The sequence below is a fragment of the Achromobacter denitrificans NBRC 15125 genome, from assembly GCF_001571365.1.
GTDB classification, from domain to species: domain Bacteria; phylum Pseudomonadota; class Gammaproteobacteria; order Burkholderiales; family Burkholderiaceae_B; genus Achromobacter; species Achromobacter denitrificans.
This window is the reverse complement of the sequence record NZ_BCTQ01000010.1, coordinates 145,472-171,123: the sequence shown is the minus strand read 5'-3', so window position 1 is coordinate 171,123 and position 25,652 is coordinate 145,472. Positions and strand designations below refer to the sequence as shown.

The 25,652-nt window shown below is 67.8% G+C and carries 20 protein-coding genes; 10 read left to right on the top strand and 10 right to left on the bottom strand.

Annotation, left to right across the window (positions count from 1 at the left end):
- Positions 1-897: an AEC family transporter gene (locus ADE01S_RS11235; RefSeq protein ID WP_062681772.1), complete on the bottom strand. Its 897-nt coding sequence runs from the start codon at positions 895-897 to the stop codon at positions 1-3.
- Positions 898-1,021: 124 nt separating this feature from the next.
- On the opposite strand from ADE01S_RS11235, the gene ADE01S_RS11230 reads away from it, so the two are divergent.
- Entirely contained in the window at positions 1,022-1,249 is a 228-nt protein-coding gene (locus tag ADE01S_RS11230; protein ID WP_062681787.1) for a helix-turn-helix domain-containing protein, read from the top strand.
- Here the strand turns inward: ADE01S_RS11230 and ADE01S_RS11225 are convergent.
- Positions 1,239-1,778, bottom strand: a complete 540-nt coding sequence (locus ADE01S_RS11225; protein ID WP_062681771.1) for a hypothetical protein — start codon at positions 1,776-1,778, stop codon at positions 1,239-1,241. The genes ADE01S_RS11230 and ADE01S_RS11225 overlap by 11 nt on opposite strands.
- Positions 1,779-1,837: 59 nt before the next feature.
- Here ADE01S_RS11225 and ADE01S_RS11220 point away from each other — a divergent pair, with 59 nt between their 5' ends.
- The 3 genes from ADE01S_RS11220 to ADE01S_RS11210 all read left to right on the top strand — a co-directional run bounded on the left by ADE01S_RS11220 (position 1,838) and on the right by ADE01S_RS11210 (position 4,944).
- Entirely contained in the window at positions 1,838-2,731 is an 894-nt protein-coding gene (locus tag ADE01S_RS11220; RefSeq protein ID WP_232482051.1) for an alpha/beta hydrolase, read from the top strand.
- Between the two features lie 32 nt (positions 2,732-2,763).
- On the top strand, positions 2,764-4,335 hold the full coding sequence (gene gshA / locus ADE01S_RS11215; RefSeq protein ID WP_062681769.1) for a glutamate--cysteine ligase: 1,572 nt from the start codon (positions 2,764-2,766) through the stop codon (positions 4,333-4,335).
- Between the two features lie 90 nt (positions 4,336-4,425).
- Complete coding sequence (locus ADE01S_RS11210) at positions 4,426-4,944, top strand: lipocalin family protein (protein WP_062681768.1); 519 nt, start codon at positions 4,426-4,428, stop codon at positions 4,942-4,944.
- A gap of 121 nt (positions 4,945-5,065) precedes the next feature.
- On the opposite strand, the gene ADE01S_RS11205 is transcribed toward ADE01S_RS11210, so the two are convergent.
- The 6 genes from ADE01S_RS11205 to ADE01S_RS11180 all read right to left on the bottom strand — a co-directional run bounded on the left by ADE01S_RS11205 (position 5,066) and on the right by ADE01S_RS11180 (position 11,029).
- Positions 5,066-6,007, bottom strand: a complete 942-nt coding sequence (locus ADE01S_RS11205; RefSeq protein WP_062681767.1) for a M14 family metallopeptidase — start codon at positions 6,005-6,007, stop codon at positions 5,066-5,068.
- A gap of 42 nt (positions 6,008-6,049) precedes the next feature.
- A complete protein-coding gene (locus ADE01S_RS11200) occupies positions 6,050-7,039 on the bottom strand; it encodes a Bug family tripartite tricarboxylate transporter substrate binding protein (RefSeq protein WP_062681766.1) in 990 nt (329 codons plus the stop codon).
- 157 nt (positions 7,040-7,196) lie between these two features.
- Positions 7,197-8,111, bottom strand: coding sequence for a LysR family transcriptional regulator (locus ADE01S_RS11195; protein WP_062681765.1), 915 nt, complete (start codon positions 8,109-8,111; stop codon positions 7,197-7,199).
- A 17-nt stretch (positions 8,112-8,128) separates the two neighbouring features.
- Complete coding sequence (locus ADE01S_RS11190; RefSeq protein WP_062681764.1) at positions 8,129-8,890, bottom strand: GntR family transcriptional regulator; 762 nt, start codon at positions 8,888-8,890, stop codon at positions 8,129-8,131.
- A 43-nt stretch (positions 8,891-8,933) separates the two neighbouring features.
- Positions 8,934-9,845 (bottom strand): fumarylacetoacetate hydrolase family protein, encoded by a 912-nt coding sequence (locus tag ADE01S_RS11185; protein ID WP_062681763.1) that lies wholly within the window; start codon positions 9,843-9,845, stop codon positions 8,934-8,936.
- A 59-nt stretch (positions 9,846-9,904) separates the two neighbouring features.
- A complete protein-coding gene (locus tag ADE01S_RS11180) occupies positions 9,905-11,029 on the bottom strand; it encodes a cupin domain-containing protein (RefSeq protein ID WP_062681762.1) in 1,125 nt (374 codons plus the stop codon).
- A gap of 208 nt (positions 11,030-11,237) precedes the next feature.
- On the opposite strand from ADE01S_RS11180, the gene ADE01S_RS11175 reads away from it, so the two are divergent.
- The 6 genes from ADE01S_RS11175 to ADE01S_RS11150 all read left to right on the top strand — a co-directional run bounded on the left by ADE01S_RS11175 (position 11,238) and on the right by ADE01S_RS11150 (position 20,737).
- Complete coding sequence (locus ADE01S_RS11175; protein WP_062681761.1) at positions 11,238-11,483, top strand: hypothetical protein; 246 nt, start codon at positions 11,238-11,240, stop codon at positions 11,481-11,483.
- Between the two features lie 176 nt (positions 11,484-11,659).
- Entirely contained in the window at positions 11,660-12,310 is a 651-nt protein-coding gene (locus ADE01S_RS11170; RefSeq protein WP_062681760.1) for a response regulator, read from the top strand.
- A gap of 159 nt (positions 12,311-12,469) precedes the next feature.
- Complete coding sequence (locus tag ADE01S_RS11165; protein WP_062681759.1) at positions 12,470-15,241, top strand: ATP-binding protein; 2,772 nt, start codon at positions 12,470-12,472, stop codon at positions 15,239-15,241.
- A 2-nt stretch (positions 15,242-15,243) separates the two neighbouring features.
- Entirely contained in the window at positions 15,244-16,473 is a 1,230-nt protein-coding gene (locus tag ADE01S_RS11160; protein WP_062681758.1) for an EAL domain-containing response regulator, read from the top strand.
- A gap of 29 nt (positions 16,474-16,502) precedes the next feature.
- On the top strand, positions 16,503-19,757 hold the full coding sequence (locus tag ADE01S_RS11155; protein ID WP_062681757.1) for a hybrid sensor histidine kinase/response regulator: 3,255 nt from the start codon (positions 16,503-16,505) through the stop codon (positions 19,755-19,757).
- A gap of 173 nt (positions 19,758-19,930) precedes the next feature.
- Positions 19,931-20,737, top strand: coding sequence for a hypothetical protein (locus ADE01S_RS11150; RefSeq protein WP_062681756.1), 807 nt, complete (start codon positions 19,931-19,933; stop codon positions 20,735-20,737).
- Positions 20,738-20,930: 193 nt separating this feature from the next.
- Here the strand turns inward: ADE01S_RS11150 and ADE01S_RS11145 are convergent, their stop codons facing one another.
- On the bottom strand, positions 20,931-24,302 hold the full coding sequence (locus ADE01S_RS11145; RefSeq protein WP_062681755.1) for an autotransporter outer membrane beta-barrel domain-containing protein: 3,372 nt from the start codon (positions 24,300-24,302) through the stop codon (positions 20,931-20,933).
- 422 nt (positions 24,303-24,724) lie between these two features.
- Positions 24,725-25,633 (bottom strand): SDR family NAD(P)-dependent oxidoreductase, encoded by a 909-nt coding sequence (locus ADE01S_RS11140; protein ID WP_062681754.1) that lies wholly within the window; start codon positions 25,631-25,633, stop codon positions 24,725-24,727.
- Positions 25,634-25,652 lie beyond the last annotated feature (19 nt).

The following is a 25,652-nucleotide window of genomic DNA, read 5'->3' as shown; positions in this document are numbered from 1 at the left end:
TCAGGCCGACCGCAACACCCACAGCATCACCGGCGCAAGCAGCAGGAAGGCGACGGTGGACACCAGCACGGCGCCGGCGGCGGTATCGCCTTCCGACGTATAGCGCTTCACGTACATGTAGCTGACCACCGCGCAGGGCATGGCCATCTGCAGGCTGAGCGCCCCAGCCAGCACCGGCTCCAGGTCCAGCGCCCAGACCACCGCCAGGCCCGCCGCCAGCCCCACCACCAGGCGCATGACGGCGACCTTGGCGCCGTTGCGCAGCCCGCCGGAAGGAATCAGCGCCAGCGCATGGCCCAGGCTCAACAGCATGAGTGGCACGGTCACCGCGCCCAGCATGCGCGAGGTTTCGACGATCCAATCGGGCACCGGGACATGCAGCATCCGCAATGCCACCGCCACCACCGAGGCCAGGAGGATCGGGCTTTTCCAGCTGCCCTTGGTATTGACCCCCGGCAGCAGCCGCACGGCCAGGGTGTGCATGACGAAGGAGTTCACCGCGAAGAACGCCACCGCCACCGACAGGCCGGCGTCGCCGAACGCCATCTGCGAAATCGGCAGGCCCAGGTTGCCGGCATTGGGCAGGCTGGCCGTGGGCAACAGCGTGCGCACCGGCAGCTTCCATACTTTCAGCCACAGTGCGCAGACCAACCCGCACAGCAGCAGCGCGAGCAGGGTCGCCACGGCCACGTCCGCCAGCGCGCGGTCGTCCAGATGGGTCGTGACGAAGGTATGGAAAACCAGCGCCGGCGTGGTCACCGAAGTGACCAGCGTGGTGATGAAGGAACCGCCGAACGGAAGATCGCGCTTGGCCCACAACGCCCCGATGCCGACGCAGGAAAGCAGGGGGAGCATCAACACGAGGGTTGAAAAATAGAACAGGGCGATGGCCGCCATACGACTAATTCCGTCAAAGATTGGAAGATTGATGCGTCAATGCATCGTTGCTTGCCGCGCGACCGGCCCGGAACGCAGCATGCAGCGAACCGTCAACCACAAAGCCGCCCGCCCCTCACCCGCCATGTCCGCCACGCCCCGCCACAACGCCCTGTCGGCCCGCCAGGCCGCCTGCCTGCGGTGGGCCGCAATGGGCAAGACCAGCTGGGAAACCGCCCGCATCCTGGGCGTGAGCGAAAGCACCGTGAATTTCCATCTGCGCAATGCCTGCGCCAGGCTCGGCGTGCGGGGCCGGCGCGCCGCGGTGGTCGCGGCCCTGCGCCGGGGCCTGCTGGACCCCTTCACGGCTTGATGGCGACCGAGCGCAGGAACTCGCGCGCCCGTTCGGCCGGCAGGCTTTCCTGCGTGCCCGCCGCCACCGCCTCGATCAACATGGTGTCGGTCACCCACACCTTCGCCTGCAGCCATCCCGGCTTGCCCATGGCCTTGCCGTGCACCTCGATCACTTCGCCGTAGGGCGGCCACTCCATCGGCGGCATGGCTTGCATATTGGTGTAGAGCGAGCGCATCAGCGCCAGGCCCAGCGCGCGCTTGGCCACGGGGTCCGCGGCGATGTCCGGCGGCAGCGGGGCCGAGCCCACGGCGAAAACGGCCTCGCCCACGTTGGCGGTGGCCAGGGTGAAGCGCAGCGTGTGGGTATCGAGCTTCAGGTCCCGGGTATCCGTCATGACCCGGTCCGGAAACGCCGCGCGCACGTGGCCGTCGGCCACGTCCACTTCGCGCCAGTTGTAACTGGGCGTGCACGCCGCCACCAGCAGCGCCAGCGTGACAACCGCGCCAGCTTTCTTGAACATGAAACGAAACAGCGATGAAATCGTCATTAGCGTAGACCCCGATGGTCTATTCATTTCGAGGAAGCCAGAAATTGTCGCCGATTTCCATGACCCCTGCGCCAGACGGCACGCCCTTGGCCAATTATGTCTGGCCGGCCGCTCCCAATGCGCCCCCGCCCATCCTCGGGCCGGGCAACCCCAGTATCTACCTCTTGCACGGACTGAGCGAGCATGCCGGCCGCTACGACCGGCTGGCGCGCTGGCTGACGGCCCGCGGCTGGACCGTGGGCGCCCATGACCACCGGGGCCACGGCCATTCGGGCGGGCGGCCCGCCACCCTGAAACGCGAGGACGACCTGGTGATCGACGCCGCCGACCGGCTCCAGGCCTGGACGGCGGCCCAGGGACGCCCGCCCGTCCTGCTCGGCCACAGCCTGGGCGCCCTGGTCGCGGTGCGGATCGCCCAGCGCGGCCTGGCCGACGTCGACGCGCTGGTGCTCAGTTCGCCGCCCTTCGTCGTCAACGTTCCCTTGTGGGTCCGCCGCACGCTGACCTGGATGTCGCTGCATGCGCCGGACCTGCGGGTGCCCCACGGGATGGCGCCGGCCCGGATCTCGCACGACCGGGCCGTGGTGCAGGCCTACCGTTCCGATCCGCTGGTGCGCCGCCGCATGACGGGCCGGCTGGCCCGTTTCGTGGACGAAGGCGGCCGCGCGGCCTTGCGGGAGGCCCCGCTGCTGCCCTGCCGCACCCTGCTGATGGTGGCCGGGGACGACTCCATCGTCGCCGCCGAAGGCAGCCGCCAGTTCGCCCAGCGGGCGCCCGCCGAACTGCTGACGCTGCGCTGGTACGACACCGCCTGGCACGAGATTTTCAACGAAACCGCGCCGATCGCCGATCCGGTCTACGCCGACCTGGACGAGTGGCTGGCCCGCACCGCGCAGGCATTGTCCATGTCCCCAGTATTGACTCCCTCGGCACAGGAGGCTGGCACCCCGTAAAATCCGCCAACAGCCCCCAACGAGAAGAATCCGTGACCGATACCGCCGCCAACCGACTCACCCGCCTAGAGGCCAACCGCTCGCTGCTGACCCAGACCCTGAGGGGCATCGAGAAAGAAGGCCTGCGCGTGGACGAGCAAGGCCTGCTGGCCCGCACGCCGCACCCCGCCGGCCTGGGCTCGGCGCTGACCAACGAGCACGTCACTACCGACTACTCCGAATCCCTGCTCGAACTCATCACGGGCACCCATACGGACGTCGATGCGCTGCTGGCAGAGCTGACCAACACCCACCGCCACGTCTACGGCGTGCTGGACCATGAACTGATCTGGAATCAGTCCATGCCCGCCACCCTGCCGCCCGAGGCCGACATCCCCATCGCCTGGTACGGCAAGTCCAATACCGGCATGCTCAAGCACGTGTACCGCCGCGGCCTGGCCGTGCGCTACGGCAAGACGATGCAGTGCATCGCCGGCGTGCACTACAACTTCTCGCTCGCCGAAGACCTGTGGTCCGTGCTGGATCAACAGCCCGGCTCCGCCCAGGACCGCCGCTCCCGCGGCTATATCGGCTTGATCCGCAATTTCACCCGCTATTCCTGGCTGCTGATGTACCTGTTCGGCGCGGCCCCGGCGCTGTCCAGCGATTTCCTGCGGGGCCGCGAGCATCCGCTGCGCAAACTCGACGACAGCACGCTGTACCTGCCCTACGCCACCAGCCTGCGCATGAGCGACCTGGGCTACCAGAACAAGGCGCAGTCGTCGCTCAAGCTCTGCTACAACGACCTGGACACCTTCCTGGGCCGGCTGTACGACGCCGTGACGCAACCCTGGCCCGATTACCAGAAGATCGGCACCCACCGCGACGGCGAATGGATCCAGCTCAATACCAACGTGCTGCAGATCGAAAACGAGTACTACTCCAGCATCCGCCCCAAGCGCGCCACCGGCCGCTGCGAACGCCCCATCACGGCGCTGACCGAGCGCGGCGTGCAGTACGTCGAGGTACGCTGCCTGGACATCGACCCGAACTCGCCGGTGGGCATCGACGCCACCACCAGCCGCTTCGTCGACGCGTTCCTGCTGTTCTGCACCGCGTCCGACAGCCCCTTCTTCCCCGCCAACGGCTACTGTCAACGCAGCGCCGACAATTTCTCCACCGTCGTCAAGGAAGGCCGCAAGCCCGGCCTCATGCTCGACCGCGAAGGCCAGCCCATCGGCCTGGCCCAGTGGGGCCACGAACTGCTGGACCAGATCGCGCCCTATGCCGCGCTGTTCGACTCGGCCCTGGGCGGCAGCGCCTATGCCGAGGCGCTGGAGGCGCAGCGCGCCAAGCTGGACCAGCCGGACTCCACGCCGTCGGCCCGCCTGCTGGCCGCGCTGAGCGACAGCGGCCTGTCCTTCCACGACTATTCGCTGGAACTGAGCCGCAAGCATGCGGACACGCTGCGCGCGCAGGCCTTGCCGGCGGACCTGGCCTCGGCCTACGAGCAGGCCGCCGCGCAATCGGTGGCGGAGCAACTGCGCCTGGAGCAGGCCGACACGGAAGATTTCGACACTTACGTCGCCCGCTACCACGAGGCCCTGAAGGCCCCGCGCAAGTAAGGCGCGTCGAATAAGGCGTATCGTTAGGGTTTTGGTCCGCGCCGCCTCCGGGCGGCGCGGACGGCTCTGTCACACCAGGAGGTTTTCCCCATGCGCCGCACCGCAACAATCCTGCTGGCCCTGGCCGCCGGCATGGCGGGGATCGCCCATGCCGCGCCGCCCATGCAGACCGTGGAGTCGGTGGACCTGAAACGCTACGCCGGCATGTGGTACGAGATCGCGAATTTCCCCATGTTCTACCAGCGCGATTGCGTGGGGGACACGACCGCCGAGTACACCCTGCACACCGACGGCACCGTCGGCGTGAACAACCGCTGCCGCACCAAGGACGGAGACATCGACGCCGCCTCGGGGTCCGCGACGGTGGTGGACGGCAGCAATAACGCCAAGCTCGAAGTCTCGTTCGCCAAGCCGTTCAAGGGCGATTACTGGGTGATCGGCCTGGACCCCGACTACCGCTGGTCGGTGGTGGGCACGCCCGACCGGAAGTATCTGTGGATCCTGTCGCGCTCGCCGCAGCTGCCCAAGGAAGAACTGGACAAGGCGCTGGCAGCGGCGAAGGCGCAGGGCTACCAGTTGGACGAGTTGCGCTACACACCTCAAAAGTGAGGGCCCCCACGCCGCGCATGCTGCGCATGCTAGCTGCCCCCCGAGGGGGCGTTTTCCCCTTGGGGCGGCCCGGCGGGGAAAAGGGCCCCCACGCCGCGCGCCACGCGCTTGCTGCCCCCGCTCAGCCCGCGTAGTCGCGCGCCAGGCGGACGACGGTTACGCCGGGCTTGAGCTGGCGTAGCGAGGGCATGACCAGGGTGCACCGGTCGTAGGGCGTGACGATGGGCTGGCCGTCGGCCCAGCCCAGCACCGTTCCCGCCCGCTCCAGCGTCTCCAGCCCGGTCCAGTCCTCGGAAAAGCGCAAGTCCATCGACGGCGCGACCACGGCATCGGTGACTTCCAGCACGCGCTGGCCTGCAGGGTCTTCCCGCAGCCAGCCCGCCGGCAGGTCCGCCGCATCGGCAACGCCGGATTCGAGCAGCATGCGCGCCACCATGTCGCGGGCCACGTCGCGCGAAGCCGGGTCGCCATGGAAACCGCATTCGATCAGCAGTGCGCAGGCCTGCCCGGCGGGATCGCCGAACTGCGCGAAATCGCGCATGCGCACGCCGTCCTTGTGGCCCGCATCCACGATCACGTGCCGCGGCGCCTTCAGGCGCTGCGCCAGCGCGATATTGCGGGGCAGGACCCCGGTCAGCAACAGCGGTTCGCCCGGCTCGTGCATGGAATGCAGGTCCAGCAGCCAGTCCGCCCGCTCGACCCAGGGGCGCAGGGCCGCGGCGCGCCGGCGATCGGCGGTGCCGGCATCCTCCAGGCGCTCGGCGCTCCAGACCCGGTTCATGTCCTCCTGCACGAAGCGCGACGCGTCGTGGCTGGCGAGGTCGAAGCGATCGAACGCGTCCAGGTTGCAGAAGGCCAGCGTCAGGCTGCCGCGGCGCGGGCGCAAGCCGGACGCCAGCAGGTCCTTCAGCGCCCAGGCGCCGCACAGTTCGTTGCCGTGCACCAGCGCCGACACCATGAGCGCGCGTCCGGGCACGCCCGAATCGAAGTGCCACACGCCCGGCGTGCCGGTGTTGCCGGCGCGCTCGGCGCCCAGGTCGGGAACGGAAAGCTTGAATTCCATGAAACGTCGTCCGCTGAGGTTGTGCCGCGCGCCTTGCCGCGCTTACTGGGCTTCGATCTTGGCGGCCTTGACCAGGGCGCCGTACTTCTTGGTTTCGTCGGCCTGGTAGGCCACCGGGTCCAGGCCGGGCTGGGCCAGCTGGCCGCCGGCTTCCTGCATCTTGGCGCGGAACTGCTCCGACTTCAGCGTTTCCGCCAGCGCGGCGCGCAGCTTGGACGCCACCGGCTCGGGCAGGCCCGCCGGACCGTACAGCGCGAACCAGACGCTGATGTCGACCGATTCGAATCCCGGCGTCTCGGCCAGCGCCGGCAGGTCCGGCGCCACCGGCGACCGCTTCTTCTCGGTCACGCCCAGCGCCACGATCTTGTCGCCGCGCACCTGGGGCAGGCCCGAGGACAGCACCAGCATGCCGTAGTCCAGCTGCCCGCTCATCAGGTCGGTCACCAGCGGCGCCACGCCGCGGTACGGCACGTGTTCGGCCCGCGTGGCGGTGGACTGGTTGATCATCTCGCCGGCCAGGTGCAGGGTGGTGCCCACGCCCGACGAACCGTAGTTGAAGCTGCCCGGCGCGGCGCCGCGCAGCTTCTGCAGGTATTCGGCCGCCGTCTTCACGCCGGAATTCTTGCTGGCGGCCAGCAGCATGGGCTGCGAGGCGATCACGCCCAGCGCCGAAAAATCCTTCACGCTGTCGTACTTGACCGCGCTGTTGATCATGCTGGCAATCACCATTTCGTTGGTGGAGCCCAGCAGCAGCGTATAGCCGTCGGGCGCGGCGCGCGCCACGCGTTGCGCGCCGATGGTGCCGCCGGCGCCGCCCACGTTCTCGACCACGACACTCTGGCCCAGGCGCTTGGCCAGCTCTTCGCCGAACAGGCGAGCGGTCAGGTCCACGCTGCCGCCGGCGGGATAGCCCACCACCAGCGAAATGGCGCGGTCGGGGTAATCGGCGTGCGCGGACGGCGAAATGGCGAGGGCGGCGGTGGCGCAGAGCGCGGCGAGCGCGCCGCGCAGCGGATGCTGGACGGATTTCATGGTTTTCTCCCTGGGGTGCTGGCTTGGACGGCGTCGCCGTCTCGTTGTGAAGTGTCGGGAGCTATTCTCGGCCTCCCGGCAATGCCGGCCCGTGCCGAATCGGCATATTGCAGTGCCGATTGGGTTCATGCCCCAGGATGGGGCGCGAGGCCGCGCCTCAGGCCTTGCGGTTCGCGGTGGCTTCCCAGACCGCCTCGGCCAGGTCCGCCAGCCGCGCGCGCGACCGGTACAGCCGGACCTCGAAGGCGATTTCGTCGCTGCGTCCGCCCAGGGCGGCCAACGCGCCCCGGCGGCAATCCGCCGCCACCATGGACCAGGGCAGCCAGGCCACGCCCAACCCCTTGGCCACGGCGCCGTGGGCGGCGTCCAGCGAATCGCTGCGCAGGAACGGCGTCAGGGCATAAGGCGTGGTTTCCAGGCGGTCCCCGACGATGCGCTCCATCGCCAGGCCGCCCGCATAGGTGATCAGCGGCGCGGAATGCCCGCCCTCTTGCAGGGCGTAGCGGGCGCGTCCGCGCGAATCCGCCTGGCTCACGGGCACCAGCTTGTCGGTGCCCAGCGTCATGTAGCGGTAGCGGCCGGGGCTGAGCTGCACCGACAGCGCGGGATGCTCGTAACAGCACAGCAGGTCCACCTTGCCCTGTTCCAGCCGGGCGGCCATGTCCTGCATCATGCCGGTGGACAGTTCCACCTGGGTGCCCTCCGACAACACCTTGGGCGCGCGCAGCCGCAAGCGCGCGATCCAGTCCGCCACCAGCGTGCGCGCAAGGCTGCGGCCGGTGGCGATGCGCAACACGGCTTCGCCGCCCGCGCTCGAACTGCGAATGCGATGGCGCACCTGCCCCATCTGCTCCACCACCTGCACCGCCGTTTTCAGCAGGGCCTCGCCCTCGCCGGTCAGGACCACGGGCTGCCGCTGGCGTTCGACCAGGGGCGCGCCGGCCCAGGCCTCCAGCGCGCGGATGCGCCGGCCGAATGCGGGATGCGTGACGTGGCGCAACTCGGCCGCGCGCACGAAACTGCCGGTCCGCGCCAGGGCTATCAGGTCTTCGAGGAGTTTCAGGTCGGCCATGGGCCAAGCTTACGCCATCAGGCGTTGGCGGCCTGCCTGCCGGCCTGGCCGAGGACCTGCTCGATGAATTGCGCGGTCTTGCGGTAGTGCGCGGCCAGCGTGGCGGCCGCCCGGTCCGCATCGCGGGACACGGCCGCTTCCAGCAGCAGGCGATGCTCCTGGTCCACGCTGCGCTGCGGCCCGTAGGCCGTGACGCCGGCGCGCGCCGGACGCCGGTAGCGCTCGGTCTGCGCATACAGTTGCGCCGACAGGTCCAGCAGCCACGGCGAACGGCACGCGCCGATCAGCGCGTGGTGGAAATCCTGGTGCCGCGCTTCCAGCGCGTCTTCCAGCTCCGGGTTGAGCACGATGGACTCGGCCGCGCGTTGCGCGGCCAGCGTCAAAGCGTGGTAGGCGCCCACCAGCCGCGCCTCCCAGGCGTCGCCGGCATTGGCCAGCGAACGCCGCAGCGCGTCGCAGTCGATCAGGATGCGGGTTTCGCAGGCGTCCCACAGTTCCTCGACGGACAGCGGCGCCACGCGGAATCCGCGCGAGGTCGTCGCCACCACCATGCGCTCGCTGCGCAGCCGGTTCAAGGCTTCGCGGATCGGCGAAAAGCTGCTGCCGTAGCGCTGCTTCAGCGACTCCAGCCGCAACGACTGGCCCGGCGCGAACGCGCCGCCCATGATGTCGCGCCGAAGCAGGCGATAGACCTGCTCCGACAGGGTGATTTCCTCGACCGCCGCGATCCCGTCCGCGCCGGGCTCATCGTCTAGCAGGTTTTTGATTCTCGGCTTCAATGCTGGCTCCAGGCGCGGGCGCGCGAACGCGCCCGCGACGATGCTACACCGCCACCACGGGGTGGCGCAGCGTGCCGATGCCTTCCACGCACGCCACCACCACGTCGCCCGGCCACAGCCATTCCTGCGGCTTGCGGCCCGCGCCCACGCCTTCCGGCGTGCCGGTGGCGATGATGTCGCCCGGCTCCAGCGTGATGCCGGCGCTGATGTCGGAAATCAGGAAAGGCACCTTGAACAGCATGTGGCGGGTATTGGAGCCCTGCTTCTTTTCGCCGTTCACCGTGAGCCAGAGGTCCAGCACCTGCGGATCGGGAATCTCGTCGGCCGTCACGATGCAGGGGCCGAACGGCGCATAGGTGTCCTGCCCCTTGGAGTAGATCCACTGGCCCGCGCGGCGGCAGTCGCGCGCGCTCATGTCCAGCATGACGCTATAGCCGAACACGTACGACAGCGCATCCGCTTCCGCCACCCGCGAGGCGCGGCGGCCCATGATGACCGCCAGCTCCACTTCCCAGTCCAGTTGCTGGGTGATCTTCGCGTTGTGCTCGATGGCGTCGCCCGGGCCGATGACGGTGGTGGGCGGCTTGGAGAAGATGACGGGCTGCTTGGGCAGGTCCGCCGAGGTATCCAGCGTGCGGCTGGACTCGGCCACGTGCTCCACATAGTTCAGGCCGATGCCGAAGATGTTCTTGCGGGGACGCGGAATCGGCGCCAGCAGCTTGACGTTCTCCTGGGGCAACGCGGTGCCCACCGGCCACGCGCCGCGGTGCGCCTCCATCAGGCGCGACGCCTGCTCCACGGCAACCGGGCCCAGGTCGATGAAATCCAGCATGTCGGCGGGCAGCTCCACGCCCGCGTTCTGCCCCAGCAGGGCCAGGTCCACCACATAGCCGTCGGCCAGCGCCCCCAGGCGGGCGGCGGCGGCGGGATGAGCGCGAAACGTTACCAAGCGCATAGTTGCTCCAAGAATCCAGTCAGGGTTGCGTCGGGCCCGGCGGCGCCGGGCGGAAGGAATCAGGCCAGCGTCTGCCTGCCGCCGTTCTCCGCGAGCGCTTCCTCGCGGTACAACGCCAGCGACCGGAGCACCGGGAGATCGTTGAAACAGAACAGGCAGGCGTCGTCGCTGGACGACAGGTTGGCATGCTCGTGCATCGCCCAGGACGGCACGCAGAAAATGTCGCGTTCGGTCCAGTCGTAGCGCTTGCCGTCGATGACGGAAAAGCCGCTGCCCTTGGCCACCTGGTAGATGAAGCTGCCGGTGTGGCGGTGCGCCTTGGTGTGCTCGCCCGGGCGCAGCATCTGCATGCTGGCGCCGATGGTGGGCATGACCGGGCCGCCCGTCGCGGGGTTCACGTAATCCAGCAGCACGCCGTCGTAGGGGCTGCCCTCGGTGGTGCGAGCGTAGCGCCGCAGCGCTTCGTAGGTGGGCTCCCATTCATACTTGAACAGCGGCGAATAGGGCTTGGTCCAGCCGGAGACCTGCGGCCGCAGCGCCGCGTTGCCCCAGGCGGCGCTGGTGTCGTCCACCGGATGCGTGACGGCCTGGTTCAGGTCGGGGTGCACCGCGTAGAAGCCCGCCTCCAGCGCATTGACCAGCGGAATGTCCAGGCCGTCCTGCCAGATGCAGGTGGTGCCATCCTCGGCCACGCCATGCTCGTGCCAGGTGCCGTTGGGCGTCAGCACGAAGTCGTTCGCGCCCAGCGTCATCTTGTGGCCGTCCACCACCGTGAACGCGCCTCGGCCTTCCATGATGAAACGCAGCGCGGAATGGGAATGCGCATGCGCCGACGCCAGTTCGCCGGGCTGCATTACCTGCAGGCCGGAATACAGCCAGCCCACCGCCGCGGCCACGTCGCGGCGGCCGGGATTGTTGAGATAGATCACCCGCCTGCCCGCTTCTTCCGGCGACACTAGCTCCGCCGAACGGAGCACGTGGCCGCGCAGGTCGCGGTAGCGCCACACCACCGGCACCGACGCGGACCGCGGCGCCCAGGGCTCGATCTTGTTCGCCACCGTCCACAACGCGCCCGTCTCCAGCCGAGCCAGCGCTTCGTAATAGGCCACCCGCTCCGGAGAGTCGGCCACATTGGCTCGCCCGGCGACGTTTTCGCGGTAGGCGTCGTAGCGGTTCGCTTCCATCCCTTGCCTCTTTTATAAAACAAACAGGATTTTCGAAAATATTAGAGGCAGGCCCGCGATCCGGCAATGCCACGGGCGCTAGGGTTTTCCACAACCGGCCGCGCCTTGAGAAAAAAATTCAGGGACGGCACATCAAAATACTGTACAAATACACAGTGTGCCGTGATACATTTCGCTCGCCCGAAAAACTGTCGTCCAGGAGAACCCTGTGTCAGAAGCCGCTCATCTCGTCCAATACATCGTCGTCCCCTACCGTGCCGCCGCCGAAGGCGTGGCGCCCGGTGAGATCCGTCCCGCCAGCAGCGAATTCGGAGCCATCCGGATCGCGAATTCCATGGCCTCCAAGTTCGCGGGCGTCGCCGCCTACGAAGTCCTGGTCGACAAGGAAACCGGCGACATGCAATCGCCCCGCATCCTTGCCCAGATCGGAACCGTGCCCGCCCTGGACGACTGATCACCGCCAGGGCCGCCCGGCGGGCGGCCCTGGCGCGGGGAGGCCCGGCGCCGGGGGTGCCCTTTTTGCCGGCGCAGGCCCTTTTTCCCTAGCCGCTCCTAGCTTAAGTCCACGTCTTGATGCAGAATTTGTGACGCGCCCCGGGCGTCCTACTCCACACGGTGTCTCTGCTCTCAATGGATAAGCTTCGAATCGTCCTTGCCGACGACCATCCACTCGTCTTGGCGGGCATCCGCGATCTCCTGGACACGGTCCCCAACCTTGAGATAACCGGAGCCGTCTCCAGCTCGACCGAGCTCATTTCGCATCTTGAGCACACCCCGTCCAACGTCGTGGTCACGGACTACTCCATGCCCGGCGACGATGCCTACGGCGACGGCATGCGCCTGGTCCAGTACCTGATCCGGCGCCATCCCGGCCTGCACATCGTGGTGCTGACCATGGTGTCCAATCCCATGATCATCTCGGCGCTCTACGACGCCGGCGTCGCCGCCGTGGTCCTCAAGCGCGACAACCTCGCCGAGATCGTCACGGCGCTGTCCATGTTGCGCATCGGCAGGAAATACTATCCGCCGGGCTTCCGGCGCGATCCCGCCACGAGCCTGCCGCGCAAGCCCATCGGCGAGTGCATCGACAGCCTGTCCCCCAAGGAATTCGAAGTGCTGCGGCATTTCGTGCGCGGAGAAACCGTGACGGTGATCGCCGAGAACCTGAAGCGCAGCGTCAAGACGATCAGCGGCCAGAAGGCCTCCGCCATGCGCAAGCTGAATGTGCAGACGGACCAGGAACTGGTGGCCTTCTGCATGGAGAGCGGCTTGTTCCAATAGGCGGGAGGCCGGCGGAACACCGAAGAAAATCAAGACGGAATTTGGTCCGGTTTTCAGAATTGTCTTGTTCTTCGCGGCGGGCGCGACTTCTATCATCAATGCATGATTGTCGCCCCCCGCCTTCCCCGGAAGCAGGGCCGCGCCGGCCCCGGCCGGCCCATGCTTCTGCTGCACATGTTTGCCGTGGCGCTGCTCGCGTGCATCCTGGTAGGCACGGCACTCTCCTTCTACCTGTCGTTCAGCGACGAAGTCTCCAAGCACCGCCGCCGCATGAACGCGGCCGCCTATAACGCGCAAGTCTACTTCGACCAGCGCGAAGGCCTGCTGCGCTCCGTGGCCGGCTCCTCCGTGCGCAACACCGACCACATGGCGCCCGCGCGCACGCCCAAGACCTTCGGCGAAACCGGGCAGATCAGCGTCATCCCGCTGCTCAAGGAAAACAACACCTACGAATGGGCGCTCGTCATGACGCCCCGCGACCGCGCCGACATCGCCGCGGCCAATGCGCGCATCGTGTACGCGCCGGCGGAAGAGGCCGCCTCGCAGCGCCTGCCCCTCGAAACCCGGCGCCGCGCCGCGCCCATTTCCACGCGCACCGGCCAATGGCTGGCCGAAATCCTCGCCATGCGCGACCCCAGCCCCAGCGCCAACGGGCGCGAGCCCATCGTCTGGCTGCGCCCGCCCATGGACGACGTGGACCGCTTCTTCCTCTACACGCCGCTGGACACCACCGGCCAGGAACGCACCTGGATCGGCCTGGAAGTGGACGGCATCGCCGCGGTCATCGCCGCGGAATGCGCCAGCGACGGCGGCAGCTACGCTCTCTACGACAGCAACAGCCGCGTGGCCCTGCACGGCGGCCCCCTGCCCGTCACGATCAACAGTCCGCTGACCGCCCGCCTCGGCCAGGACTCGTTCGGCTTCCAGGGCGGCACCTGGTTCCCCGAGAATCTGGTGCTGGTCAAGTCGGTGGGCGAAGCCGGCTGGAAGCTCGCCTATTACGTGCCGATGCGCGACGTGCTGCACCACGGCGCGGCCGCGTTCTGGACGGCCGGCGCCATCTGCCTGTTCCTCATGGCCGTGGTGCTGCTCGCCGTCCGGCACATCAAGCGCAAGCTCGTCACGCCGGCCCTGCGCCAATACGAAGCGCTGGCCGACAGCGTGGCGCTCAACGACAAGATCATCGAGGTCGCGCCGGTGGGGCTCAGCCTGGTTCGCCGCGCCGACGGCGAGCTCATCATGTCCAACGACGCCGCCCGGCGCCTGCTCGACGAGCACGACGGCTGGCGCGAAGACATCCGCCATGCCACCGCCGCGGCGGGCGGCCGCGAGTATCCCCTGAAAGACGGCCGCAGCGTCTACCTGACCTTCGCCGCCATGACCTACCAGTCCGAGGACGTGGTGCTGTGCGGCGTCAGCGACATCACCAGCCAGAAGGAAATCGAACGCACCCTGCGCAACGCCAAGCAGGCGGCCGACAAGGCCAGCGAAGCGAAAACCATGTTCTTCGCCACGATCAGCCACGAAATCCGCACCCCGCTGTACGGCATCCTGGGCACGCTGGAACTGCTGGCGCTGACGGGCCTCAGCGGCCAGCAGCAGCAATACCTGAACACCATCCAGCAGTCATCCTCGACTCTGCTGCGCACCATTAACGACACGCTGGACCTGTCGCGCATCGAAGCCGGCCGCCAGGAACTGGACATCGCCGAGTTCTCGCCCTCCGACATCCTCGAACGCGTGGTGGCCAACTACGCCGCGCGCGCGCAGGGCAAGGGGCTGCTGATCTATGCGATCACCGACATCGACGTGCCCGCCACCGTCCTGGGCGACGCCACCCGCATCCTCCAGGTCCTGAACAACCTGGTGAGCAACGCCGTGAAGTTCACCGAGGCCGGCCGCGTGGCGGTCCGCGCCGCGGCGGTGGTGCCGTCCCCCGGCCGCGTTTCGCTGCGGTTCCAGGTCGCGGACACCGGCGTCGGCATCCCCGCGGATTCCCAGGCCCAGCTCTTCGAACCCTACTTCCGCGCCCACGCCGGCCTGGAACGCGACATCTCCGGCACCGGGCTGGGGCTGGCGATCTGCCGCCGCCTGTCCGACCTGATGGGCGGCAGCCTCTCCGTCGTCAGCGAGGAAGGCCTGGGCACCAGCATCGTCTTCACCCTGACGCTGGACGTGCCCCCGACGCCGGCCCCGGCTCCCTTGCGGCGGCGCGCCGTGTACGTCGACGGCGCCGTTCCGGAAGTCGTCGCCAATCTGTGCGCCTGGCTGAATGCGTGGGGCGCGGTGGCCATGCCCTACCGCGGCTACGCGGACGCGGTCGAATTCGAGGACGCCGTGCTGGTGCAGGCCTGGCCTCCCGCGGCGCAGGAGCCCCGCTGGAAGCATGGCCGCGTCCGCGTCATGGCGCCCGGCTCCGGCCACGAAAGCCTGGTATCGGCCGTCTCCAAGGCCGGCATCACCAGCACCGTCAATCCGGCCAGCATCGGCCGCGCCGTGCGCATGGCCCAGGACGGCATCGAACGGCCGGCGCTGGGCCAGGCCCATGCCCAGAGCGTCTCCCTGGGATTGCACGTGATGGTGGTCGAAGACAACGTCATCAGCCAGCTCATCCTGCGCGAACAGCTGGAGCACCTGGGCTGCACGGTCACGATGGTGTCCAACGGCAGCGAGGCCCTGCGCCACTGGAACGCCCTGGACCACGACGTCGTCATCACGGACCTCAACATGCCGATGATGGGCGGCTACGAACTCGCCCGCTCGCTGCGCAAGCTCGGCTATGCGGGAACCATCCTGGGCCTGACCGCCAGCGCCGCGCCCGAGGCTTCGCGCCTGGGCCTGGACGCCGGCATGGACCGGGTGCTCCTGAAGCCCCTGCCCATCCTGGTCCTGGCGCAAACATTGCATGACCTAGCAGAGGATCTGAACTGAATATGCTGTCTGCCTACAAAGTGCTCGTCCTGGATGACCATGCTTTTCAGTGCGCCCACCTGAAGGACATGCTGGAAGATGCGGGCTTCAATCGCGTGGATACGCTGCAAAGCGCGGGCGACGCTCTCCAGGGCATCCGCGACGAGGGCTACAACCTCGTGGTCATGGACGTGAACATGCCCATCATGGACGGCGCCCAGTTCATCCACGAGCTGGCCCGCCAGGACCTGAACCCCATGCTCGCCATCGTGACCGGCTGCTCCCGCCGGATGGCCAACAGCATCAGCCTGATGGCCAAGGAGCGCGGCCTGGCCGTGCTGGGGGCCTTCGTGAAACCCATCTCCCGCGAGCAGATCGACAACCTCGCGGCCGGGTTGCTGCGCAAGCCGCCCGCCGACACCTCTCACGCCCGCCTGGACACCGGCTATGCCAGCACCCTGCTCGACCGGAAAAGCCTGGAGGGCGCGCTGCGCGACGGCAGCATCCGCGCGTGGTTCCAGCCCAAGAAGTCGCTGTCGTCCGGCAACATCGTGGGCGCCGAGGCGCTGGTACGCTGGCAGCACGAAGAACTGGGCCTGATGATGCCCTCGTCGTTCCTCAAGACCCTGCGCGGCTACGGCCTGGACCACGAACTGCTGATCCGCATGCTGGAAGACGGGCTCAAGGCCTACCGCACCTGGCGCGGCCAGGGGCACCGCATCCCCATCTCGGTCAACCTTCCCACCTCGCTGCTGGACCGCCCGCAATTGCCGGACGAGCTCTACTATATGGTCACGAATTCCGGGCTGCCGGCCGAGGACGTCACCTTCGAACTGCTCGAAGACGACATGACGGTGGCCGCCGGCCAGTACTACATGGGCACCAGCCGCCTGCGCCTCAAGGGGTTCGGGCTGTCGCAGGACGATTTTGGCAAGGGGTATAGCAGCATGTACGGATTGATCTCGACGCCGTTCACGGAATTGAAAATCGACCGCGCCTTCGTCTGCGGCGCGGCCAAGGATGAAGTCAGGGCGGCGGCACTGGTATCCTCGGTGCAATTGGGCAGGCAATTGGGCCTGCAAGTGACCGCCGAGGGCGTGGAAACCATGCAGGACTTGCAATTCGTGCGCCAGATCGGCTGCGACTACGCGCAGGGCTACCTGATTTCCGCCGCCGTGGACGTGGCCGCCTTCAGCCAATTGCTGGCCCACGAGCCCAACCCCAGCTTCACCCCTTGCATTCCGCCCCAGTAAACCCTGCGCGAGATCGGCCCGCATCGTCTATGAAACTGGATACGCCGCTACGAAAAGTCACGCGCGCTTCCCGGCGCATGAATACCGCGCTGTTCGGCATCCTGCCGCTCGTGATGGTCCTGGCGGGCGCCCTTTACTGGGGCGGCCAGCGCATCCTGCAGCAGGAAGAAGACAAGTTCCGGATCGATTTCTCCATTCTCGTCGGCTACGTCAACGCCCAGGAGCGCATGCTCCACGCCCTGCGCACGCAGACCCAGCGCCCCGACTCCCGCAACCTGGTGTCCTCCACCAACGTCAGCGAAGCGGCCGGGTTCGATCCCCCGACCTGGCGGTTTTTCGAAGGCCAGCACGGCCTCGCCTCCATGCCCTTCTCGCTGCTCTGCCAGCAGGAGGATGCCTGTCCGGTCAGCCACGGCGTCTTTTCCGGCATCGGCCCCTACCTGTCCGATTTCTATTCCAGCCACTGGGCCGCCTCGTATTTCCCCGCCGCCCCGGTCTTCGTGGTGTCGCCCGGCCGGCAGGTCAGCCTCAGCGTGCCGGCGGTGGCCACCGATTCGGGCTACGAGCCGCTGACGCGCAAAACCTTCATGACGGTGGTCGAGGCGATCACGGAACAGGCAGGCGGCACCGATCCGGTCGGGCCGACGATGGCCGAGCCCGGCCAGGTCGAATGGATCCGAGACTCCCAGCTGCCCGACGCGATGATAGGCATGCTTCCCACCAGCCTGCCCCTGGGCCTGAAGAACGAGCCGCCCGAGCTCCGGCGCAACGTGTACGCCGCGACACTGCTCACCCGGGGCCGCGTCAGCATTTCCGAAAAAATCCTCCACGTGCCGCTGTACGACCAGTTCTGGCTGGCGCGCAAAGGCAGCGGCGTGCTGTTGGGCCAGAACCCGCCGCCGCAAGCCGACACGCCCGGCTTCCACTACAACGCGGACGGCCTGGTCCTGAAGATCGTCGACACGAGCGGCAACTGGACCGGCTATTACAAGCTGAAGTACAGCAGCCTCTTCCAGGACAATATGTGGCTGCCCGTCGGCGTCCTGCTGCTGCTGATCGCGGGGCTGGGCATGAGCGCGGCCTACCTGCGCTGGTACAACCGGCGCGTCATCCAGCCCGCCGAGGCTGCGCATCGCGACATCGTCGAAAGCGAGGAATTCAATCGCACCGTGCTGGGCACCGCGCCCGTCGCGCTGTGCGTGCTGTCCCGTCCCGACGGGAAGGTGGTGTTCAGCAATGCGCTGGCTTCGCAGTGGCTGGGCATCGAGCCCGGCGAGGAACTGCACAACTCGCCCGACGCCAACCAGCTTTTGCGCCGCGCCCTGGGCTCCGGCTCGCCCGGCACCATCGAAACCTTCCTCGCCTATGACGGCCGGCCGCTGTTCGTCACCTTCGCGCCCACCCGCTACAAGAAGCAGGACGTGGTGCTGTGCGCCTTCGCCGACATCAGCGCGCGCGCCGAAATGGAGCGCACTCTGGCCCTGGCCAAGGAGCAGGCCGACAAGGCCAGCGAGGCCAAATCCACCTTTCTGGCCACGATGAGCCATGAAATCCGCACCCCCCTCTACGGCGTCCTGGGCACGCTCGAAGTGCTGGCCATGACCCCGCTGAGCGACGAACAGAAACGCCACGTGGACCGCATCCAGACTTCCTCCGTCATCCTCCAGCAACTGATCAGCGACATCCTGGACATCACCAAGATCGAATCCGGCCAGCTCGCCCTCGAAATCGATACCTTCGACCCCGGCGAACTCTTCCAGGGCACGGTCGCGTCCTATGCCGGCATGGCCGAGCAGAAAGGGCTGATCATCTACAGCTGCGTCGACACCGCCGTGCCGGAATGCGTGAAGGGCGACGGCGGCCGGATCCGTCAGATCCTCAGCAACCTGCTGAGCAATGCCATCAAGTTCACCGATTCGGGCCATGTCATTGCACGGCTGCGGGCCGAGCACCTCCCCGGCGGCAAGACGCGGCTGGGCTTGCAGGTGGTCGACAGCGGCGTGGGCATCGGCCCGGCCGAACAGGTCCGCTTGTTCGAACCCTTCTACCAGATCGACAGCGGCTCGCACACCATTCGGGGGGCCGGCATCGGCCTGTCCATTTGCGCCAAGCTGGCCGAACTCATGGGCAGTTCCATCCACGTCACCAGCGAGCCCGGGCTGGGCAGCAGCTTCTCGGTGGACATCGAACTGGAAAAGGCCGAGGGGCCTCCCGCCAATCCGCCGCGGCTGCAGGGCCAGCACGTCCACGTGCGCAGCCCCCGCAAGGAACTCAGCGAGAACATCTGCCAATGGCTCGCCCACTGGGGCGCCGACGCCACCGTGGTCCCCGCCGACGGCTACCCCGACAGCGGCCTGGACGGCGTGCTCGTCGACGTGCTCCTGACCAGCCACGCCAAGCCGGCGGAATGGGCGGGCCCGCTCATCGTCGCGGGCGGGGACGACGCGCTGGGCCGGAGCCGTCCGCAAGTGGACCGGCATTCGATGCTGGCGATCGGCCAGGCCATCGAGCGGCTGATGTCCGGCGCCACCGAGATTCCCCAGGACGCCGGCCCGGCGACCTACACGCCCTTGAACCTGCGCGTGCTGGTGGCCGAGGACAATCCCATCAACCAGGTCACGATCCGCGACCAGCTCGAACAGCTGGGCTGCCGGGTCGTGATCGCCCCCGACGGGGCCGAGGGGTTGGCCATGTGGAGCATCGAGCCCTTCGACCTGGTGCTGACCGACGTGAACATGCCCCGCATGAACGGCTACGACTTCGCCAGCACGCTGCGCGCGCGGGGCGTCACGGTGCCCATCATCGGCGTCACGGCCAACGCCATGAAGGAAGAGGAAACCCGCTGCATGGCCGCCGGCATGAACAGCTGGCTGGTCAAGCCCATCGATCTGCGCTCCTTGTGGCGGCGCCTGCGCCCGCACGCCGAAGCGCAGGGCCGGGCCGCGGGCGCGGCCGACGCGTCACGCGCGCCCACGGCGGCGCCAGCGGAGGCCCCGGGGGGCAAGGCGCCCTACATTCCGGCCAAGTACCGCGACATCTTCCTGGAAACCATGACGCAGGACCTGGAAAAGCTGGAGAAATCCGCCCGCGACGCCAACGAGCGCGATATGCGCGCCGTGCTGCACCGCATGCGCGGCGGCCTGGCGGCGGTCGAACTCTCCGACTTGCAGAACCAGTCCGAACGCGTGGAGAACCAGCTGCGCAACGATGGGCTGAGCGCCGCGGCCCGGCAGAATGTGGCCGCGCTGATCGCGGAAATGAAGGCCATGCTGGCGGCCATCTGACGCGCCCGGTCAAGCCGCTCCTCAGATTGAGAATATTCTTATAGAAGGGCTTCTACACGCTCACTAGAATTTCCATTTTCGAGTGCTCAGTCTCCTGTGTCGCATGCGCGCCGAGATCACGGCGTCGTCCATAACCGAGCGGTTGCTGGCAGATGCGATAAATGGAATCCCTAGTGAACCAAGATGCCGTCCTGGCATGCGCGCCGGCCTGGCCGGCATCGGACGGGTTGAATTTCCAACCCGTGTTCTCCTCCGACGGCCTGGTGTGCGAATACACCGCGACCCTCGCCAGCCAACGCCACGGCTGGCGCCGCGGCGCCCCCGGAGAATCGACCCGACTGATGCGCGCAGCCCTGGGCTTCTTCCAAGCTTCCGGCGAACGCATCCCGTTTGCGCTGAACTACGGCTCCCCGCCACCCCCCATCGGCTGGTCGGCCAACGAGGTCTGCGAGTTGGGCGGCGTCATCCTCCACCGCAACGAGCTGCGGGCCGCGCCCGACCGCCTGCCGGCTGACCGCGCCGGCCTTGCCTACCCGGCATCCCTGGTCTCCTTCCATGCCCCCCTGGTCGCGCACCTGCTCGCGCGCTCGCAGATGTTCACCGGCTTCGTCGAGTTCAACGTCGGGTTTCGCCTCAGGCTCACGCCCACCATGGGCCGCGGCGGGCCCAGCGCCAACGGCGCCGTGCAGGTCGTCGGCCTGCATATGCAGGTGCCGCCGGGCGTCTCCGAGCACGCCACCCTGCGCACCCGCTTCGTCAAGCTGCTGGAACGCGCCGACCTGCTCCGCCTGCCGGTGCTGGCCACCAACGTCAACCAGGCCCATGATCTCCACTGGATGCGCATATTCCCGGACGTCCTGCTCCAGGGAGACGTGCTGTGCCCGCCCCTGGGCCCCGACAGCCTGAAGGCGCTGCTCGCGCTCAGCGGCGACAACTGGCGCGACTTCCGCGTCGGCGGCCGCTATCCGCAGTACGACTAGCCTCCTCCCCTCCCGCCGGGCAAGGAAGGGTGCCCCCGCCCTGGGGCCTCATGGCGGCCTTCCCGCCCCCCCAAAGGGGCATTTTCATTTTGCGACGGCCCGGCAATAAAAAGCGCGGACGAAAGACATTGCTTTCGTCCGCGCTTTTCTTGCGCCCGGCAGCCCGGCCGAAGCCGGGCCGCCCCGCCTGCCGCTACCAGAGATAGCGCACGTTCAACATGCCGCCGTAGCCGCGCTGGCTGTCGTTGCCGGCCTGGCCGAAGATATGCCCCGACACCTGCACCGCCTTGCCGACCCGGCCCTCGGCGCCCAGCTTGAGCTCCAGCGCGTTGCGCGCGGGCACCGCGTCGAGCGTGCTGGTTCCCATCCGGACGGACGCGTTGCTGCCGCTATGCAGCCAATTGGTTTCGAGGAAGGGGCGCACCGCCGGCACGCCGGCCTCGGGCTTCGCCGCCGGATACACGCGCACCCCCACTCGCGAGGTCCAGGCGTCGTCGTTGCCGCTGCGCATGCGAGTGCCTTGCAGCGTCGCGTCGTTGGCGTCGTAACGGCTGTACACGAGTTGCGCATTGGGTTCCACCACCACCTGGCCCAGGGCGGAATCCGCCGGGAAAGGCATCAACGCATAGCCCGACTCCAGCGAAGCCGACCAGACGTTGGAGTGATAGCGGGTCGAGCCCAGCTCGCTGCTGATCTGGTTGGAATAACGGCCGTATTGCAGCCAGGTGTCCGCGTAGCCGCCCAGGCGGGTCGCGTCGTTCTGGTACACGGTGGCGTACACGCCCACCGAATAGCCCGACACCTTGCCGCGCGCCCGGGCATGCGCCTTCGCGTCCGAACCCGGCAGCATCAGCGTCGAGGTGGATCGCGTGCGCGCCTCGCCGTAGCCGCCCATCAGGCCGGCATACGCCGCCCCGCCCTGCCCGACCGGCGCCCGCAGCAGGTCGCCGCCGAGCTGCAGGATGCCGCTGTCGGTATCGATGTCGACCTTCCCTTCCCGCATGCTCATCCCGCCGTCATGGCGGCCCTCGGCGCGCGCCCACAGGCGGCGGCCGTCGGACGTCGCGTCGGCGGCATCGGGGTAGGCTGCCGCGCGGTCATGCAGGCTGTGCGAGAAAAGCCGCGTGCTGGCGCGCTGGTTGCCCACGTAGGCGCCGCTTTCCGGCGACACGTTCTTGAATCCGGGCGCCACCGGCGGCGGCAGAATCTCCGGCGGCGTGATGGGCGGCTCCGGCGGGGCGACGGGCGGCGTCACAGGCGGCGTCACCGGCGGGGTGACGGGCGGAACCACCGGCGGGGTGTAGTCCGAAGTCAGGTACCAATCGGGCGCCACGCCGCCGTTGCCGCCGCGCACCAGGCTGTAGTCGTAGCCGTTCAGGGCCAGGGTGGACGAACTCGAACGGTAGCCGGTCGAGCCCGAGTCCAGGCGGAAGGCGTCGGCGCCGGTGGTGCCGCCATTGATCGTCTCGACCACGCGGATGCCCTGCTGGGTTTGCCCGCCCGCGCCGCCCGCGTTCACGATACGCAGAGAGGTCGTGCCCGAGGCGGTTCCGCCGTCGATCACGAGCCGGTCCGTGGGAGACGCGTCGTCGCCCAGCCAGGTGTTGAGCACCAGCGTGCCACCACCCACGTAGTTGTTCACGGTCAGCGTCTTGAAGGCGCCGCCCGCGCCCGGCGCGGTGAACGCCACGGTGCCGGCGTTGTTCAGCGTGCCCAGCGACGAATCGTTGCGGACGTTCCAGGCGCTGGAGCCGTCCAGCGACAGGCTGTTGACGCGGCCCGGGCCGCGCTGGATCACGGCGCCGGTCAGCACCGAACCGCTCTTGAGCAGGATGTCCGCGTTGCCGCTATCCATCAGGACGTCGCCCTTCAGCGCCGAGTTGGTGGCGTCCAGGGTGACCTGCTCGCTCTCGATGACGGTCGACACGCCGCCGCTGGTGACGGTGACGGCGCGCGAGTGCAGCAACACGCCGTCGTCCTCCACCCCGCCGGCGCGCGCCGTGATGCCGGAGTTCTCGATCGTGAAGGTATGGCCGCCGCCGCTGGCCAGCAGGCCGGCGCCGTCCTGGGTGCTGATCTGGGTGCCGTTCCTCAGCGTGACCGCGTTGTTGACGCCCGCGGCGGTGGTGTAGCTCCAGATGCCGCGCGCGTCGGCGCCGGATATGAAGAACTGCGTATTGTCCAGGGTAACGGCCGCGCGGTTGCTCATCGACAGCCCCGTCGCCGTGGCGCCCTCGGTCGTCACGGTCGTGTTGAGCGTGGACAGCCTGGCGCCGTTTCCGCTGGCGAACAGGCCGTAGGCGCCATCGCCGTGCGTCGTCACCGACGAGTCGGTCAGGCTGATCTCGGCTCCGGACGCGCGCGCCAGCGCGCCGACCCCGCCGACGCCAAAAGTCTCGATCTTGACCTTCTTGGCCTTGATCGTGGCCGTGCTGCCATATTCGCGAGATACATAGAGCCCGTAGCCGTTGGTGCGCTGCGTGGTCACGGACCCGTCCTCCAGCGTCACCGTTCCCGCGCGGGCGTCGATGCCCAGATTGGAACTCGTGATGTCGAAGCGGCGGGCCGTCAACGACGTGCCGACGGAGGGCAGCCACACGCCCGTAGCGCCCGTGCTGCCCTGAACGTCGATGGAAACGTTTTCAATTACGGCGGATGTATTTTCGGCATTGATGTTGATGCCGTAGACGTAGGTGCCATTGGTGATGAGCGTCGCGTTGCGGATGTCCGCCGAGGATGCCGGCGCGCCGCCAAACGACCCGCTGAGCACGACGGCGGCATAGCCGCCATTGGGAGCCCGCAGCATGCCGCCGTCCATTTCGAGGCGCCCGCCGCCGCCGATGCTGGCGGCCACGCCGCCGCTGCCGACCTCGACGTCGGTATTACGGAGGGAGATGAGCGAGCCCGCGCCGGACGCATTCAAGCCGCCGCCGGATCCAGCGGGGCCCGAACTGATCGTGGAATCCTCGATCGTCACGGTCCCGCCCTTGCCCGCATAGGCGGCATTGGCGTTCCTGGCCGTGGTAATGCTCAGGTTCTTGGCCGTAACGGTGGCGTTCGCGCCCTCGGCGCTAAGCCCGTAGCCGCCGAGGCTGGTCGTGGAGACGCTGCCCCCGTCCAGGACGATCTTTCCGCCGTCCTGCGCATAGGCGCCGTAGGAATAATCGCCCTGCGTCGAAATCAGGGAATCCGTGACCTCGATCAGGCTGCCCGCACCCTTGGCATGCAGCGCATGGGCATACTGGCCCGCGCCCACGCTCTCGACGATGCTGTCGGCCAGCTTGACGTGTCCCCCCGACGTCGCCCGGACGCCGACGGTATTCCTGGCCGATGCGGAGCCGGCCGTGATGGTGACCCTGTCGCCAATCACGGCGTTGCCGGCAACCGATACGTCGATGGCCGCGCCGGTCCCGGCATAAGTGACGGCATCGCCGCTGTTCAACGTGACCCGCGTCGCCCCGGAGGGGTCGGACACGACGACTTGGCCCAGCTCTGCCGCCCACATCGTCGTGGGAAGCGCGGCGGCGAGCAGGCCCATCATGATAGGGCTGAGCTTGATTTGCATGGGGATATTCCTTGGCCCCTATCCGAGCCGTACCCATACAAATCCGAAAAGGCGTGAGATGGACTACGTACGTACCGGATAGCGGCGAGTACGTTGCAGTAGTCATCATGTTGCGGGCCAGGTAGTACAGAAACTATAGGAATAATCTCAAAGCGAATCGAACAGTTCGCCTAGGAATGCAAACAATTGCAAAGACGACATGTTTGGCTTTCTTTCGCAACAAATAGTGCGAAAATTGGAAAAGATGTTTCTATGGCGGCAAGCGCCGTGGCCAGCTCGCCTGGCGCGCTCTCGCGAAAAAAAATGCCGGCCTGATTGGCCGGCACTTTGATCGCGCTCCCCTGCAAATGGTCGCGCCCGTCGGTTCCGGGGCAGATCCGCAACCTCGGTCGGCAAGGCGGGAGGCTCAGCCTCGGCGGCGCTCAGGCCGCGCCGGGCAGCGCCATTTCGAAACCCGCCTTGGCGAGTTCGAACTGGCATTGTTCGAAACCGGTGGAAGGAACGACCTCCCCGTCGCGGTCACGCACCTCGGCCATGCGCGCGTGAATCTGATGGGCGGCATCGTCGGATTCGCCGATGAAGATGCCGCGTGTCATCGTAATGTTGGCCGCCTCCACGCTGCCGCCGCCCGCGAGCAGAATACAGCGATTGGGCGCGTCCTCTCCGACCAGCGAGACCAGCGCCGGGCTCACCGCCGCGGGCGCCAGCCGCGCCATGGCTTCGGGCGCGAGCACGCCTTCGGTCATGCCGGTGGCGGCGGTGGGCGCCAGGCAATTGACGCGGATGTCGTATTTTTCCCCTTCGAGCGCAAGGGTCTGCATCAAGCCGACGAGCGCCATCTTGGCGGCGCTGTAGTTCGCCTGCCCGAAATTGCCGTACAGGCCGGACGACGAGGTCGTCAGGACGATGCGGCCGTAGCGCTGGGCGCGCATGGTTTCCCATGCCGCCTTGATGCAATGGACGCTGCCCATCAGATGCACGTCCATCACGTCGCGGAAATCCTCCAGCGACATTTTGGAAAAGCTCTTGTCGCGCAGGATTCCGGCATTGTTCACCAGGATATCCAGGCGTTCCCAGCGGGCGATCGCGCGGCCGATGAGGGCTTGCATGGCTTCATAGTCCCGCACGTCGCCGCCTGCCGCCAGGGCTTCGCCGCCATGGCGCCGGATTTCCTCGACCACGGCATGTGCCGGCGAGCCATCGTGCGAACCCGCCACGTCGTTGACCACCACGCGCGCGCCTTGGCGCGCCAGCTCCAGCGCATGCGCGCGGCCCAGGCCGCTGCCGGCCCCGGTGACGATGGCGACTCGGCCCTGCAATAACTTCTTCATGAATGCTCCAAGTGAAAAC